Annotated in this window: 11 protein-coding genes; 8 read left to right on the top strand and 3 right to left on the bottom strand. The window is 69.3% G+C overall.

Annotation, left to right across the window (positions count from 1 at the left end; translation table 11 throughout):
• Position 1: 1 nt before the first annotated feature.
• Positions 2–1297, bottom strand: a complete 1296-nt coding sequence (locus tag ABZ880_RS08535; RefSeq protein WP_361258957.1) for an exopolysaccharide biosynthesis polyprenyl glycosylphosphotransferase — start codon at positions 1295–1297, stop codon at positions 2–4.
• A 214-nt stretch (positions 1298–1511) separates the two neighbouring features.
• Between ABZ880_RS08535 and ABZ880_RS08530 the strand changes: the two genes are divergently transcribed.
• Both ABZ880_RS08530 and ABZ880_RS08525 read left to right on the top strand, forming a co-directional pair.
• Positions 1512–2747 (top strand): FAD-dependent oxidoreductase, encoded by a 1236-nt coding sequence (locus tag ABZ880_RS08530; RefSeq protein WP_361258954.1) that lies wholly within the window; start codon positions 1512–1514, stop codon positions 2745–2747.
• Between the two features lie 192 nt (positions 2748–2939).
• Complete coding sequence (locus ABZ880_RS08525) at positions 2940–4745, top strand: glycoside hydrolase family 15 protein (RefSeq protein ID WP_361258951.1); 1806 nt, start codon at positions 2940–2942, stop codon at positions 4743–4745.
• Here the strand turns inward: ABZ880_RS08525 and galE are convergent.
• Both galE and ABZ880_RS08515 read right to left on the bottom strand, forming a co-directional pair.
• Complete coding sequence (galE, locus tag ABZ880_RS08520; RefSeq protein ID WP_361258948.1) at positions 4693–5781, bottom strand: UDP-glucose 4-epimerase GalE; 1089 nt, start codon at positions 5779–5781, stop codon at positions 4693–4695. The genes ABZ880_RS08525 and galE overlap by 53 nt on opposite strands.
• A gap of 134 nt (positions 5782–5915) precedes the next feature.
• Complete coding sequence (locus tag ABZ880_RS08515; protein WP_361258945.1) at positions 5916–6638, bottom strand: TetR/AcrR family transcriptional regulator; 723 nt, start codon at positions 6636–6638, stop codon at positions 5916–5918.
• 262 nt (positions 6639–6900) lie between these two features.
• On the opposite strand from ABZ880_RS08515, the gene ABZ880_RS08510 reads away from it, so the two are divergent.
• From ABZ880_RS08510 to ABZ880_RS08485, 6 genes are read left to right on the top strand one after another with little or no spacing between them, the layout of a single operon-like run.
• Positions 6901–8991 carry a hypothetical protein gene (locus tag ABZ880_RS08510; RefSeq protein WP_361258942.1) on the top strand — a complete coding sequence of 697 codons (2091 nt, stop codon included), beginning with the start codon at positions 6901–6903 and terminating at the stop codon, positions 8989–8991.
• 14 nt (positions 8992–9005) lie between these two features.
• A complete protein-coding gene (pelF, locus tag ABZ880_RS08505) occupies positions 9006–10586 on the top strand; it encodes a GT4 family glycosyltransferase PelF (RefSeq protein WP_361258939.1) in 1581 nt (526 codons plus the stop codon).
• The gene (locus tag ABZ880_RS08500; RefSeq protein ID WP_361258936.1) at positions 10583–12001 is read left to right on the top strand and encodes a hypothetical protein; all 1419 of its coding nucleotides are present in this window, start codon (positions 10583–10585) and stop codon (positions 11999–12001) included. The genes pelF and ABZ880_RS08500 overlap by 4 nt, the downstream gene beginning before the upstream one ends.
• 35 nt (positions 12002–12036) lie before the next feature.
• Positions 12037–12774, top strand: a complete 738-nt coding sequence (locus ABZ880_RS08495) for a sugar phosphate nucleotidyltransferase (protein WP_361258932.1) — start codon at positions 12037–12039, stop codon at positions 12772–12774.
• A complete protein-coding gene (locus ABZ880_RS08490) occupies positions 12771–13685 on the top strand; it encodes an NAD(P)-dependent oxidoreductase (protein ID WP_361258929.1) in 915 nt (304 codons plus the stop codon). Before ABZ880_RS08495 ends, ABZ880_RS08490 begins: the two co-directional genes overlap by 4 nt.
• Positions 13645–14637: an endo alpha-1,4 polygalactosaminidase gene (locus ABZ880_RS08485; RefSeq protein ID WP_361258926.1), complete on the top strand. Its 993-nt coding sequence runs from the start codon at positions 13645–13647 to the stop codon at positions 14635–14637. Before ABZ880_RS08490 ends, ABZ880_RS08485 begins: the two co-directional genes overlap by 41 nt.
• Positions 14638–14657: the final 20 nt, after the last annotated feature.

Raw genomic sequence — 14657 nt, 5'->3', positions numbered from 1 at the left:
GTCAGCAGGCGCCGGTCCGACGTACGACCGCGGACGGGGTCCGCAGCAGGATGGACAGGTCCAGGGCGGGCGACCAGTTCTCGACGTAGCTCACATCGAGCCGGTCCCGCTCCTCGGTCGGCAGGCAGGAGCGGCCGCTGACCTGCCACAACCCGCTCATGCCCGGTTTCACCAGAAGACGGTGGCTCGCGTCCTCGCTCAGCGCGGCGACCTCGTCCTTCACCAGGGGCCGTGGGCCGACCAGGGACATGTGGCCCGCCAGCACATTGAACAGCTGCGGCAGTTCGTCCAGTGAGGACGAGCGCAGGAACGAGCCCGCTCTGGTGACGCGCGGATCATTGACGATCTTGAAGAACCGGTCGCTGCCATAGAGGTTGAGGTGGGCGAGCTCGGCCTTGAGGCGGTCCGCACCGCGGTGCATCGTCCGGAACTTCAGCAGCGTGAACTCACGGCTGTCGCGGCCGATTCTGCGCTCCCGGAAGAACGCGGGTCCCGGGCTGTCGAGCCGTACCCACACGGCTATGGCCACCATCAGCGGAGCCAGCAGCACTATGCCGAGCAGGGCCAGCAGACGGTCGGCCAGCTCCTTGGGGACGCGCGGCAGCGCGGAGATCCTGGGAGCGCTCAGCCGCAGCAGGGGCACTCCGGCGACCGTACGCACGGCCAGTCTTCCGGCCGAGACGTCGGCGAGCACCGGTGCGAGCATCAACTCGACGCCCGCCGCCCGCAGTTCCCATGACAGCCGGCGCAGCCGCTCCGCGTCCAGCTCGGGGCACGGCAGCGCGACGACCGTGTCGCAGCCGGTCCGCCGTACGGTCTTGAGCAGGTCCATCGCACCGCCGTCGGAGGCCGCGGGGCCGGTGCGGCAGACTCCGACGACGTGCGTCTCGGGGGCGCGCCCTCTGTGCAGGACCGCGATCAACTGGGCGGCGGACCGGGCGGGTCCGAGCACGAGCACCCGGCCCGCGTCCGCACGCACCCTCGCCTGCCGGTACCGGCGCAGCCCGAGCGTAAGCCCTGCGGCGAGCGGCAGCGCGATCAGGGTGTCGTGCAGCAGCTCGTCGCGCGGGACGAACCACCAGGCGGCGCCGGCCGCGGCGCCGGCCGGACAGGCCGCCCGCAGCACCCGGCGCGGACCCTCCGCGTCGGCACCGGCGCCGTAAGCCCGCTGTGACGCCAGAGCGCCGAGCCACAGCGGGACGAGTACGGCCGGGACGAACCAGCGATGGAAGAGCAGATGCACGCCGCCCGCGGCGACGCTCGCGGCAAGCGCGTCGACGGCGAGCAGGACCGGCACCGAAGACCTGCGGCGAGGGCGCCTGCGCGCCTGTCCCGCGGTCCTCCTCCTCGCCGTTCCGATGCTGGTCGTTCGGTTTGCGACGGCCACGGCTCGCTTCCTCACCTCTTGGCCGGTCTTGATTGCCCAATTCCGTACGCTTACGATGTAAATATACATACGCCCCTTATCGGGCGAAAGTCAAGAAGTCGCTGATGGAAAGGGTGCCCGGACCATGAAGCCTCCCGGAGACACCGAAGTCGCCGTGGTCGGAGCAGGCCCCTACGGGCTCTCCGTCGCCGCCCACCTCCAGGCCCGCCGAGTGCCGTACCGGATCTTCGGCGAGCCCATGGACGGCTGGCGCTCGCACATGCCGCGCGAGATGTACCTCAAGTCGTCCCCGTTCGCGTCGTCGATCTCCGCTCCCGCTCCCGGGTACGGACTCGGCGACTTCCGGGCCAGGGAGGGGCGCCACCCCGGCCGCGAGCGGGAGCCGGTGCCGCTGTCCGAATTCGTGCGCTACGGGCTGTGGTTCCAGCAGAGCTGCGTGCCCGGGCTGGAGCGGACCGCTGTGCGCCATGTCGACCGCCCCCCTGACGGCCGGTTCCGGGTCGAGCTGGACTCCGGGGAGGAGTTCGCCGCGCGGGCTGTCGTCGTCGCCACGGGCGTCAACCCCTTCGCGTACGTACCACGCGAGTTGACCGGGCTGCGCGAGGGCGGCCTCGTCTCGCACACCGCGGACCACACGGACCTCTCGGTGTTCGCGGGGCGGCGCATCGTCGTGGTGGGAAGCGGCCAGTCGGCTCTGGAGACCTCCGCCCTGCTGAACGAGGCCGGGGCGGAGCCCGCGGTGGTCGCCCGCACCCGTCCGTTCTTCGGTCCGCCGCCGGTGGCCGACCGGGCGGCGGACCGTCCGCTGCACGCCCGGCTGCTGTGGCCGGAGGCCGCGATGGGCACCGGATGGCCGCTGGTGGTCTGCAGCCGCGGGCCCGCCGCCATCCGGCACCTGCCGGCCCGCATCCGTGCCCACCTCCTGCGTACGGTCCTGGGGCCGTCCGGCGCCTGGTGGCTCCGGGAGCGTGTGCAGGACCGTGTCCCGGTGCTGTCCGGCCGCAGCCTCCACTCGGCGGCGCGCGACAACGGCGGGGTGCGGTTGAAGGTGCGCAACGTCGGCGGGGGCCTGGAGACCCTGTACGCCGACCACGTGATCGCGGGGACGGGATATCTGGTCGACGTCGACAGGGTGGAACTGCTGAGTCCGCAGCTGCGCCGGGCCGTGCGCAAGAGTGCGGTCGAGCCGCCTCAACTGGCCGGTGCGCCGCAGCTGTCCGCCGACTTCCAGTCGTCGGTGCCGGGTCTGTACTTCGCGGGTCTGGCCGCCGCTCCCACCTTCGGGCCGCTGCTGCGCTTCGTGTGCGGCACGGGATTCACCGCCAGGCGGATCAGCGCCGCACTGTCCATGGGCGGCTGAGCGGTCCCGCCCGGAGTTGACTCGCGAGCCGCACCGCGAGAAGATGTACGTATACGCCGTAAATATACGGCTCACACAATGGTGATCGATGATGTGGAACGGGATGTGTCCGCAGAGCAGCGCCGACGGCGGAGCTGCCACCTCCGTCGGCGCTGTTCCGCACGGCCGCCCGAATCTGAGTGACTGGCGATCATGAGCGCCCCCATCGAGGACTACGCCCTCATCAGTGACCTGGAGACCGCGGCCATGGTCGGCAGGGACGGCTCCGTCGACTGGCTCTGTCTGCCCCGGTTCGACTCGCCGGCCTGTCTGGCGGCGCTGCTCGGCACGGAGGACAACGGCTTCTGGCGGGTGGCTCCCGTCGCCCGCGGACCGTGCGCACAGCGCGCCTACCGGCCGGACACGCTCGTCCTGGACACGCGGTGGGAGACCGCGACCGGCGCCGTGCGGGTCACGGACTTCATGCCGCCGCGGGCGCAACTGCCCTGCATCGTCCGGGTCGTCGAGTGCCTTTCCGGCGTTGTGACCATGCGCAGCGAGCTGCGGCTGCGCTTCCACCAGGGCAGGGTCGTGCCCTGGGTCCGGGCCGTCGACGAGTGCGCGGTGGCGGTCGCCGGCCCGGACGCCGTCTGGCTGGACGCCGACGGCCCCGTACGGGTGCTCGACCGTGAAGACTCCATGGTGTACGACTTCACCGTCGCGGCCGGACGACGGCTGGCGCTGACGCTGGTGTGGGCGCCTTCGCACCGGCCCGAGACGCCCGCACCGCTGTCCGTCCCGGCCGAGACCCTGCTGAAGGAGACCGGCGACTTCTGGCGGCGCTGGGCCGCCCAGTGCCGCTACGCCGGACCCTGGCGGGATGCCGTGGTGCGCTCCCTGATCACGCTGAAGGCGCTCACCTACGCGCCCACGGGCGGAATCGTCGCCGCGCCGACCACGTCGCTGCCCGGCCGTATCGGCGGCGGGCGCAACTGGGACCACCGGTACTGCTGGCTGCGTGACTCCACCCTGACCCTGTCCTGTCTGCTGCGCAGCGGCTACCGGGACGAGGCGGCGGCCTGGCTGGACTGGCTCGTGCGCGCCATCGCGGGCGACCCCGCCGACCTGCAGACCGTGTACGGCGTGGGTGGGCAGCGCCTGCTGCCGGAGACCGAGGCGCCGTGGCTGCCCGGCTACGAGGGGTCGCGGCCCGTCCGGTTCGGCAACTCCGCGGCGAACCAGTTCCAGTTGGACGTGTACGGCGAGGTCCTGGACGTCCTCTGCCAGTCGCTGCGGGCCGGGATCCCCATGCCCGCCCATGTGTGGAGCCTGGTCGAGGCGATGATGGGCTATCTGCTGCGGCACTGGCGGGAACCGGACCAGGGCCTGTGGCAGGTCCGCGGACCGGGGCGGCAGTTCGTCCACTCCAAGGTGATGGCCTGGGTGGCCGCCGACCGTGCCCTGCGGATGGGGGAACTGCTCGGACGCAACGGCTCCTCGGGGGAGTGGCGGGCCATGCGGGACGAGGTGCACCGGCAGGTGTGCCGGGAGGGCTGGAACGCGCAGCGGGGCAGCTTCGTGCAGTCCTACGGTTCCTCCGTCCTGGACGCCTCCGCCCTGCTGATGCCCAGGCTCGGCTTCCTGCCGGCGTGGGACGAGCGGGTGCGCGGAACTGTCCGCGCCATGCGGCATCTGGGCCACGGCGGCTTCGTACGGCGGTACTCACTGAACGGCGGCGGTGCGCGGTACTCGGAGGGCATGCTGGTGGCGTGCTCCCTGTGGTACGCCGACGCCCTGGCCGCGACCGGCCGTACGGAACAGGCCCGGCAGGTCTTCGAGCGGGTACTCGACATCCGCAACGACGTCGGTCTGCTCGCGGAACAGTGGGACCCCGACTCCGGCCGCCAACTGGGCAATGCACCCCAGGCGTTCAGTCACATCGCCCTGGTGGAGACGGCGTTCGCACTCAGTGCTTCGAGTTCGGGCGGCGTACGGCGCCCGCGTAACCGTGCGGGTTGAGCCGCTGGAAGCGCCAGGCGTCACGGCACATGTCGGTGAGGTCGCGGGTGGGGCGCCAGCCCCAGTCGCGCGCCACGGCGCTCGCGTCGGCGACCAGTTCGGCCACGTCGCCCGGACGGCGGGGGACGATCTCGTACGGCACGCTGCGGCCGCACGCCTCGGAGAACGCGGCGACCACGTCCAGTACCGAACTTCCCCTGCCGACACCCAGGTTGTACACACGCATGCCGGGCCCGTCGGCGAGGTGGTCGAGCGCGACACGGTGCGCCTCGACCGTGTCCATCACATGGACGTAGTCCCGGACCGCGGTCCCGTCGCGCGTGGGGTAGTCGCCGCCGAAGACCCGGAGCCGTGGCCGTCGGCCGACGGCCACCTGGGCGATGTACGGCATCAGATCGTCAGGTTCGCCGCGGGGATCCGCGCCGAGCAGCCAACTGGGGTGGGCACCGGCCGGGTTGAAGTACCGCAGGCACAGCACGGTGTACTCGGAGTGCCGGCGGCAGATGTCGGCGAGGATCTGCTCGCACAGCACCTTGGAGGCCGCGTACGGACTCGCGGGCCGGGCGGGAGTGTCCTCGCCGAGCGGCCCGGGTCCGGCGTCGCCGTAGACCGAGCAGCTGGAGGAGTAGATCAGCTGGTGCACCCCGTGCTCGTGCATGGTCCGCAGCAGGGCGGTCGTGCCCCCGACGTTCGCGTCGTAGTACTCGACGGGCAGCACGGTCGACGCGCTCGCCACCTTGAGGCCTGCGCAGTGCACCACGGCGTCCACCGCGTGCCGGTCGAAGACGGCCGAGAGGGCCCGCCGGTCACGGATGTCCAACTCGTAGACGGCGCCGACGAAGCGGCCGGCGATGCGTTCCACGCGGGGGAAGACCTGGGGGGTGCTGTTGGAGTAGTCGTCGACCACGATCACCTCGTAGCCGTGGTCGAGCAGCTCGACACAGGCGTGGCTGCCGACGAAACCGGCGCCGCCGGTGACGAGGATCGTCGACGGCGGGCCCGGAGGCCCGGTTCCGTCGAGGTCTCTGCGTGTCATGCCAACAGGCTCCCGAGATGCGTCCCAGGCTGTAAGTTTACGACGTATGTGTACATACTGTGCCGTCATGGCGGACGGGCGTCAAGCGGGGAACCGGACCCAACGGGTGCGGGCGCGGCAGGGTGCCGCGGCGCCTACTCCCGTGTGAACCGGTCGAGCAGGGCGTCCAGTCCGAGCGCCAGCCCGTCCGGTCCGCCCCGCTCGGCGAGCGCGGTGGCCGTCTCGCGGAGCGTGGGCATCTCCTGGGCCGACAGGCGGTGCAGTCCGAGGCGGAACGCCGGATCCGGTTCATCGGGGTTGTCCACCGTCGGCCGCAGTTCCACGGACACGTAGCCGAGGAGCCAGGCGGTGAACGCCTGGAAGGCGGCGGCGCTGCGGACGTCGTCGAGCCCGGCCTCGCGGAGCAGCCGGAGCACCCTCTCGTGGTCCCGCAGGACGGCGGTCGGCTGCCATGTCGGCGGGACCGCGGGGACGCGCGTGGCGAGCAGCGGGGCGGCATGGGGGTGCGCGAGGCACATGTCGTACGTCGCTCGGGCGATCCGCTGGAGTTCGGCGCGCCACGTGGGCGTGCCGGGTGTCACGCCGGGGCCCGGCGCGGTGATCAGGCGTTCCTCGAGTTCGCGGTAGAGCGCTTCGACCAGGCCCTCCAGAAGGACCTCCTTGCTCGCGGCGTACCGGTAGAGCGCCATCGCCTCCACACCGAGCTCGGTGCCGAGTCGCCGCATGCTCAGTGCCGGGAGGCCTTCGCGATCCACCAGTTCCAGCGCGGCGGCCCGCACGCGCTCGCGGTTGAGCCCGCCGCCACGCCCGTGCTCACCGGCGTGACGTGCCGGGCCGAGCCCTGAGCCAGTCGCCATTCCGCGCCTCCTCGCCCCTCGGTCGGTGCAAGGCCCTCGCCTGGACGGTGCGCACCCGTCGCTGTATTCCGTACGTTTACGACGTAAATATACCAGATACGTCTACCTCTGCTTGACCATCCCGGCATACGGGTGCAAAGTGGGCGTATACGACGTAAGTTTACTGGTTCTGGAGATGAGATACGACGCAGGTTCGCGCAGATCGACGGACGTGTCCCCACCGTGACCGCATGAACAAGTCGATCGAGGATGTTCGATGAAGTTGAGCGCCGTAATCGAGAAGCCTCGCGGCCCGCTGATCCTCCTCGCTGTGGCGGTCGGGGTCATCCCCTTGATCATCACGCTGGCCGTGGCGCCCCGGGGGACCAGTTGGCAGGCGGCCCCGGACGGTCTGCACGTCCCGGACACGGGGGCGACCCCGCCCGCGCCACAGGAACCTGGCAAGCAACTCGTGCCGGTGCGCCTCGACGCGACTCCGAGGTCCCCGGCGCATCCGGGCGACCGGGTGGCCTTGCGGCAGCTGGTCATTGCGACCGACGCCCGGGACTTCGGACTGCCGGCATGGCGGCTGATCCTGGACCGGATAGGCACGCCCTACGACGTCCTGCTGACCAGGCACGAGCGCATCGACGCGCACCGGCTGGTACGCCCCGACGGCATCGGCCGGTACGACGCCGTCCTGATGACCAACAGCACTCTGAGCGACTCGTCCACGGGCTCGAGCACCGTCAGCAACGCCGAGTGGGACGCCCTGTGGACCTACGAACGCACCTACAAGGTGCGGCAGGTCTCGCTGAACACCGCCGCGGCGGGCTTCCCCTGCCTGCGGGCCGAGTCCGAGGGAGCGGTGGGCAACAAGCCGGCCCACGCCGCGCTGACCCGCAGCGGCCGGAAGATCTTCGACTACCTCTCGCCGGACATCCGCATCCCTCTGGCGAACAGCTACGTGTACCGCTCGACCGTCAAGCCCGGCTGCCGTACGCAACCGATCCTGACCCTCGGCTCGTCGGTCGTCGGCTCGCTCCACACCGACAAGGACGGCCGGGAGGAGCTCGGCGTGGGATTCTCCGTCGGGCGCGGTGACATGACGGGCGACCTGCTCGGCTTCGGGCTGGTCCGGTGGGCCACCAGGGGCGTCTTCCTCGGCGAGCAGCGTCACTGGCTCAATGTCGACATCGACGACTGGTTCCTCACCACACAGCACGGCGCGCCCGGAGACGCGAAGGCCAAGTCGTTCCGCATCACGGGCCGGGAAGCACTGGCACTCAGCCGCCAGCAGGCCGAGTTCCGGCGCCGGTATCCACTCAGCGGGGATTTCAGGCTCAACCTTGCTTTCAACGGCAGCCTGCTGAACCCCAACGCGCCGGCGATGTGCCATCCGGGAAAGACGCCGGACGAGCTGACGAGCTACACCCGTTGCCTCAAGGGCCAGTTCCGTTGGATCAGCCACACGGTGAGTCATCCCCAGATGAACTCGACGTCGTACCACCGCAATTACGCCGAGATCCGCGACAACCTCGAAAGGGCGGCGTCGATCGGCCTTCCCGTGCCCACGACGGTGCTCAAGACCCCGGAGTACTCGGGGCTCGGCGTATACGCCCCCCAGGCGAACTCACTGGCCGAGCCGGTCGATCACGGCCTGAGGGCCTCCAACAAGGCGCTGCTCAAAGCGGCGAGTGATCTCGGGGTGAAGTACCTGCACGGCAACATGTCCTTCCCCAGCCACCGGCCTGCCTGCTTCAACTGCGGTGTCCGCCACCCACTGCAGCCGGACCTGATGGTGGTGCCGGACTGGCCGGTCGCCATCGCCTTCGAGGCGATCAACCCGGCGGAGCAGGTGGCGCAGTACTACGACAACGCGGTGGACAAGAAGGACACGCACACCTACTACTGGAAGACCATCGATCACGAAGCCGATCTGGCGCTGGTGCACCTGATCACCGGCTCGGTCTACGCACACACCCTGCATCAGAGCAACGCGCATCAGTACGAGCCCGACAGGAGTCTCACCTTCGACTGGTTGCAGACGCTGCTCGCCAAGTACAGCGCGTACTTCCGGGTGCCACTGAAGAATCCCGACTGGCTCACCCTCGCCGAATACGTCGAAGCCCGCAACAGTCATTTCGCCGAGCTCAAGAGCCATGAGGACGCGGTGTGGAACCGGGTCACCAACGCCATCACCTACACCCCTTCCGCGCACGGTTCGCTGTTCGTCACCGGCGTCGCGACCAGGCCCGCGACCGAGTCCGACCAGCGCGGTCCGGACGAGGCGGAGACATACGGCTCCGACTCGGTCTCCCGGCTCGGCCTGAACCGGGGTGACGCCGTCACCCTCGTTGCGAGGCCGCGATGACCAGTCCGGTTCGGGTGAATGGCGACCAAGACCGCCGTGAACAGGGCATCGGCCCTCGGTACGTCGAGCTGGTCCCCGCCGACGCGGGCAGGTCGCTGCGGGTCCTGCTGGTCGCCGAGGGCACCTACCCCTACCACCCCGGCGGGGTGAGCCTGTGGTGCGACCAGATCATCCGGGGCATGCCGGAGAATTCGTTCACCGTCGTGTCGCTCACGGTCGACGGCAGCGAACCCCAGGTCTGGCCCTCCCCCGACAACCTCGTCAAGGTCGTCAACCTGCCGATGTGGGCCGCTCCGTCCCGGACCGCCGGCGGACTGAGGCCACCGCGGTCGGTCGTCGAGGCGCACGAGAACTTCCTGCGGGTACTGATGCGTCCACCGCAGCAGGACCCGGACCACGACCGGGAGCTCGCAGAATCGTTTTTGTATATGGCTCGGATCCTGTTCGACTACGCCCAGGTCGGCGATGTCCGGCAGGTGTTCGTCTCCAACGACGCCCTGGACCGGATGATGCGGGCGTGGCGGGACACCTACGGCGACACTGCGGCCGGCGAGTCCGGACGCGGCGGCAAGCTCTCCCTGTACGACGCGTTCACTGCGGCCGACCTCATCGAGCACGCGTTGCGTCCGCTGTCCCGCCCGCCGATCGACGCGGACGTATGCCACCTGGCGATGTGCGGGTCCAGTGTCCTCGTGGGGCTGATCAGCAAATGGGCGTTCGGCACACCGCTGGTGATGTCCGAGCACGGCGTCTATCTGCGCGAGCGGTACATGGAGATACTCCGCGAACCCCATCCGAACACCGGTCAGTTGCTGATGCTCCGCTTCTGCCGTGCGATGACCGTGGCGGCCTACCGGGCGGTCGACGTGCTGGCCCCGCACTCCCAGTACAACCGGCGCTGGCAGTTGTACGGCGGAGCCGACCCGGCCCGGATCCGCACCATGTACAACGGCATCGACCCGACCGACTACCCGGTCGCCGAAGGGGAGCCGGACGTCCCGACGATGGTGTTCGTCGGGCGCATCGACCCGTTGAAGGACCTGCACACGCTCATCAGGGCGTTCGCCCTGGTGCGGCGCGAGGTTCCCGAAGCCCGGCTGCGCATCTTCGGTCCGGTCCCGGCGGAGAACAAGAACTACCACGCAGGCTGCCTGGCGCTGGTGGAGGAACTCGGGCTGACGGGCGCCGCGGTGTTCGAGGGCAGGGTGCCCCGGCAGGTGGATGCCTACCAGGCCGGCCATCTGACGGTGCTGACCAGCGTGTCGGAGGGATTCCCGTACACCGTGGTGGAGTCGATGTCCACGGGACGCCCGCAGGTCTGCACGAACGTCGGCGGTGTCTCGGAGGCGGTCGGCGACGCGGGGATCCTCGTACCGCCGGGTGACCATGCCGCGGTGGCACAGGCATGCGTGCGGCTGCTCCGCGATGTCGCGCTGCGGCGCCGGCTGGGCACGGCCGCGCGGGAGCGGGTGCTGGAGAAGTTCACGCTGTCGCAGTGGAACGACGGCTACCGCAAGATGTACGACGACCTGGTGCTCGACCCGCCTTCGGGCCCACGCCGCGTTGCGGACCGGGAGAGGGCGGCGATCTCATGAGGCAGATCGACAACCACGCGGACTCCGGCGGGTCGGGGCGAGCCGACCCGGTCGGGCAGCTGGTGGCGACGCTGGAACCGAGCCCGCCGGTCGTGGTCGACGAGCTCCACACCGCGACCCTGCTCGAACGCCAGGGCGTGACCGACCAGGAGGCCCGCGACAAGTACGGCTCCGAGGACGTCTTCGCGCTGGCCGGCGAGATGTTCCGACGGCTGCCCGACTGGCCGGCCACGCCCCTGGACGAGACGTCCGTGAGTCAGCCGCAGCGGTATGTGCTGCTGACGCACGGCCTGCTCTACTCGGTTCCCGGCGCGGCGTATCCGGCGGTACTCGTCGCGATCGGCGGACCGGCGCTGCTGCGGGGGATGCTGCTGGCCACCACGCTGGGCTGGATCTGGGGCATGGGCACGAGCGTCACCGCCTACCGGCTGCTCGGGCAGGGGTACCCGCAGACGGCCGCACGGATGTGGCGATGCCTGGGTGCACTCGGACTGGGCATCGCGCTGGTGGACGCCTTGATCCTCGCGGCCACCGGCGCGGGTGACGCACGGCTGGCCGTGTTCGTCGTGCTGCAGATGAGTTTCCAGCTCGCCTCGGGCGTGTTGGTCTTCTACGGCATGGAATGGCGCCTCGCGGTGCTCGTGCTGCCCACGTTCGTCGCGGGCGGGGCCCATCTCGCTCACGGGTACGACGCCGGCCATACGGCACCCGTGCTGATCACCGCCGTGGGTACGTGTGTGCTGACGGCGGGAGTGGCCTGGTGGGCCACCGGCTCGGCGAGGCAACCGCGCGACCGGGCACAGCAGGCCCCCGTGCAGCCCGCCCTCTTCTCGGTCCTGCCCTGCATCGCCTATGCGGTGCTGTCCGCGCTGTTCCTGCTCTGCAACACCGTCCCCTTCGTGACGGCACCGCTGGACCTCGCCCTTGCGATGGCACCCCTGGTGCTGGGGATGGGAACCGTGGAGTGGCGGACGCACCGGTTCAATATCCAGGCCGTCGAGCTGGTGCACCGTTCACGGATGGCCGCCGAATTCCATCGCCGTGTGTGGCATCTGCTGCTGCGCGAACTGACGCTGTGTGTTCTGGCTCTGGCGTTTCTTGCCACCCTGTTGCTGGTCTCTCTTTCCGTCGCAGGGCTCCTCACCGCGCGCGGGGTGCTGCTCGTCGTCACGTACCTGGTGCTCGGCGGTGCGTATTTCGTGGGGTTCATCACGGTCAATCACGGCCACTTCCGCTCGATTCTGGAAATCACCGGCCTGGTGCTCGTTCTGAACATCGCCGCGAGGATTTCGCTGGCCCACTATTTTGCGCCGTATGGGGAGGTGCCGATCTTCCTGGTCAGTTGTGTTGTTCTGCTAGCACTGCTGTTGCTGGCTCTGCGGCCGAACATCGGCGACGTTCATCAATACAGGTGATCCGAAACAGACTCCGTTTCCAAGGAGGTCATGTCATGCATGTTGCGATCCTCGCAGGAGGCCGTGGGATGCGCCTCAGGCCCTATACCACCGCACTGCCGAAGCCGCTGATGCCGATCGGCGGGGAATACGCCATCATCGACATCATCCTGCAGCAGCTCAGGGCCCAGGGATTTCGGCGGGTGACGCTCGCGGTGGGTCACCTCAGCTCGCTGATCCGCGCATTCGTAGGTGACGGTGCGCGCTGGGGCATAACGGCCGACTACGCGGAAGAGGACCAGCCGCTGTCCACGATCGGTCCGCTGTTCAATTTCCTCGACCGGCTGCCCGAGCACTTCCTGGTGATGAACGGCGACATTCTCACCGACCTCAACTACGCCCACCTCCTGAGGGACCACGAGAGGTCGGGTGCGCCCCTGACCATCGCCAGTTACCAGCGCAAGGTCAAGATCGACTTCGGCACGCTGGAGACGATGGGCGACCGTCTCGTCAGGTTCAGCGAGAAGCCGACGCTTTCCTACGGAGTCAGCATGGGCGTGTACGCCATTTCCGGCAGGACGCTCGCCCGGTATCCGAAGAACACGCCTCTCGGCTTCGACCAACTGGTGCTCGACATGCTCGCCTGCGGCGACGAGCCGAGGGTCTACGACTTCGGCGGCTACTGGTTGGACATCGGCTGCCCGGACGACTACGAAGAGGCCAACCGCAGCTACCAGGCAATGCGCTCCACGCTGCTGCCGGCCATTCCTGCCGCCGAGGAAGTGGTCGCATGAACGCCACGGTGCTGCTGTTCGGCGCGTCGGGATTCATAGGTCGCGCGGTCGCGGATTTCCTCGCCCATGACGCGCGCGTCGGCACGCTCGTCAAGGTGAGCCGGCGGCAGCGGCCGCACGAGGCCGACTGGGTACGGCACGACCTGGTCGAGGGGCACGTCGACGAACTGGTGCCGCTGCTGCGGCGGGTCGGTCCGGATGCCGTCATCAACTGCGCGGGTCGGCTGTCCGGTGACAGCGTCGCGTTGGTGGAGGCGAATGCCCTGGTCACCGCGCGTCTGGTGGAGGCCATGAAGACGGCGCTGCCGACCGCGCGACTGGTGGTGCTGGGTTCGGCGGCCGAGTACGGCGTCGTCGCCCCCGGCAGGCCGGTCACCGAGGACGCTGCGGGCGACCCCGTGAGCGCGTACGGGGTGACGCGGCTGGTGAGCACCCGGCTGATCGAACTCGCTGCGGGCGAGGGGGCCCTGGACGCCGTGGCGCTGCGGGTGTTCAACCCGGTCGGCCCCGGACTGCCGCCCGAGAATCTGCTCGGCAGGGCCGCGCAGGCCATTCGGGCAGCGTTCAGAAGCGGTGCGGACCACATCACCCTCGGCCCGCTGGACGCCTACCGGGACTTCGTCGACGTGCGGGACGTGGCGGCTGCGATCGGTGCGGCGGCGCTGGCCGGTCACGTGCCGCAGCCGGTGCTCAACGTCGGCAGCGGAACCGCCGTCAGGGTGCGCGACGCGGTCGCGCTGCTCGTGAAGGCCGCGGGGTTCGTCGGGCAGGTGCACGAGTCCGACGGGGCACCGGCGCGCTCTCGTCAGGTGCAGTGGATGGCCGCCGACGTGCACAGGATCCGCGACGTCCTCGGCTGGAAACCCACCCATGACCTCGACACGTCGATCCGGGCAAGCTGGGAAGGCTGAGCGTCCCGTGAAGTCGCAGCAACTCCTGAGAGCGGTTCTCTACGCGTGCTGCATCGCGGTGTTCGCGGGTTGTGCCATGCCCGCGGGCGTGAAACAACCGGACCGGACACGCGCCGGCACACCCGCTCCGACCAGTCCGGACGAAATCACCAATGCGGTGGTGCAGCTTCAGGGCTACAAGGACGGGAAGCTCGACGAACTGGCTCGCGGGCGGTATCAGCTGGCCGTCATCGACCTGGCCAGAGACGCTTCGGCGTCGTACTTCTCGGCGGACGAGATCAGTCGGCTGAAGCAGTCCGGCAAGAAGGTTCTCGCCTACTTCGAAATCGGGTCACTCGAATGGTTCCGGCCGGACTATCCCAGTTTCCGGAAGAAGAACCCCGATCTCATCATCGGTGAATGGTCGGACTGGCCCGGTGAGTACTTCGTGAAGTACTGGGACCGGCGATGGTGGGAGGAGGCGATCAAGCCACGTGTGGACCGGGCGATCGCGGCCGGGTTCGACGGTGTCTTCCTCGACACCGTGGTGGCCTACGACGAGATCGACCTCCATCGGCTGCCCGGCGAAAGCCGGGACGATCTGGGCGCGAAAATGGTCGGTCTCATCCGGCGGATCAGTGAGTACGCCAAAGCAACCAAGCCGGGATTCTGGGTCTTCCCATTGAACGCCCCTGAGCTGCAACGCCACCCCGGGTATCGCGATGCCATCGACGGGATCGGCGTGGAAGGGCTGTTCTTCCAGGCCACCGACGTCCCGTGCAACGAGGACTTCTGCGCGCCGAAACTGAAGGCGACACGTGCGCTGCGAAGGGCCGGGAAGATCGTGTTCGCGGTCGACTATGCCGACCGGCCCCAGAACATCGCCACTGCCTGCCGCAACTACCGGAAAGAACATTTCGCCGGCTACGTGACCGTCCGGGACCTGGACCAGGTCCGTCCGCCGTGTCCCTGAAAGATATTTCCTTTGATGAA

Origin of the sequence: Streptomyces sp. NPDC047043, from assembly GCF_040644055.1 — a bacterium.
Taxonomy (GTDB): Bacteria; Actinomycetota; Actinomycetes; order Streptomycetales; family Streptomycetaceae; genus Streptomyces.
The sequence above is the reverse complement of the archived record's forward strand: the minus strand, read 5'-3'. Positions and strand labels throughout refer to the sequence as shown.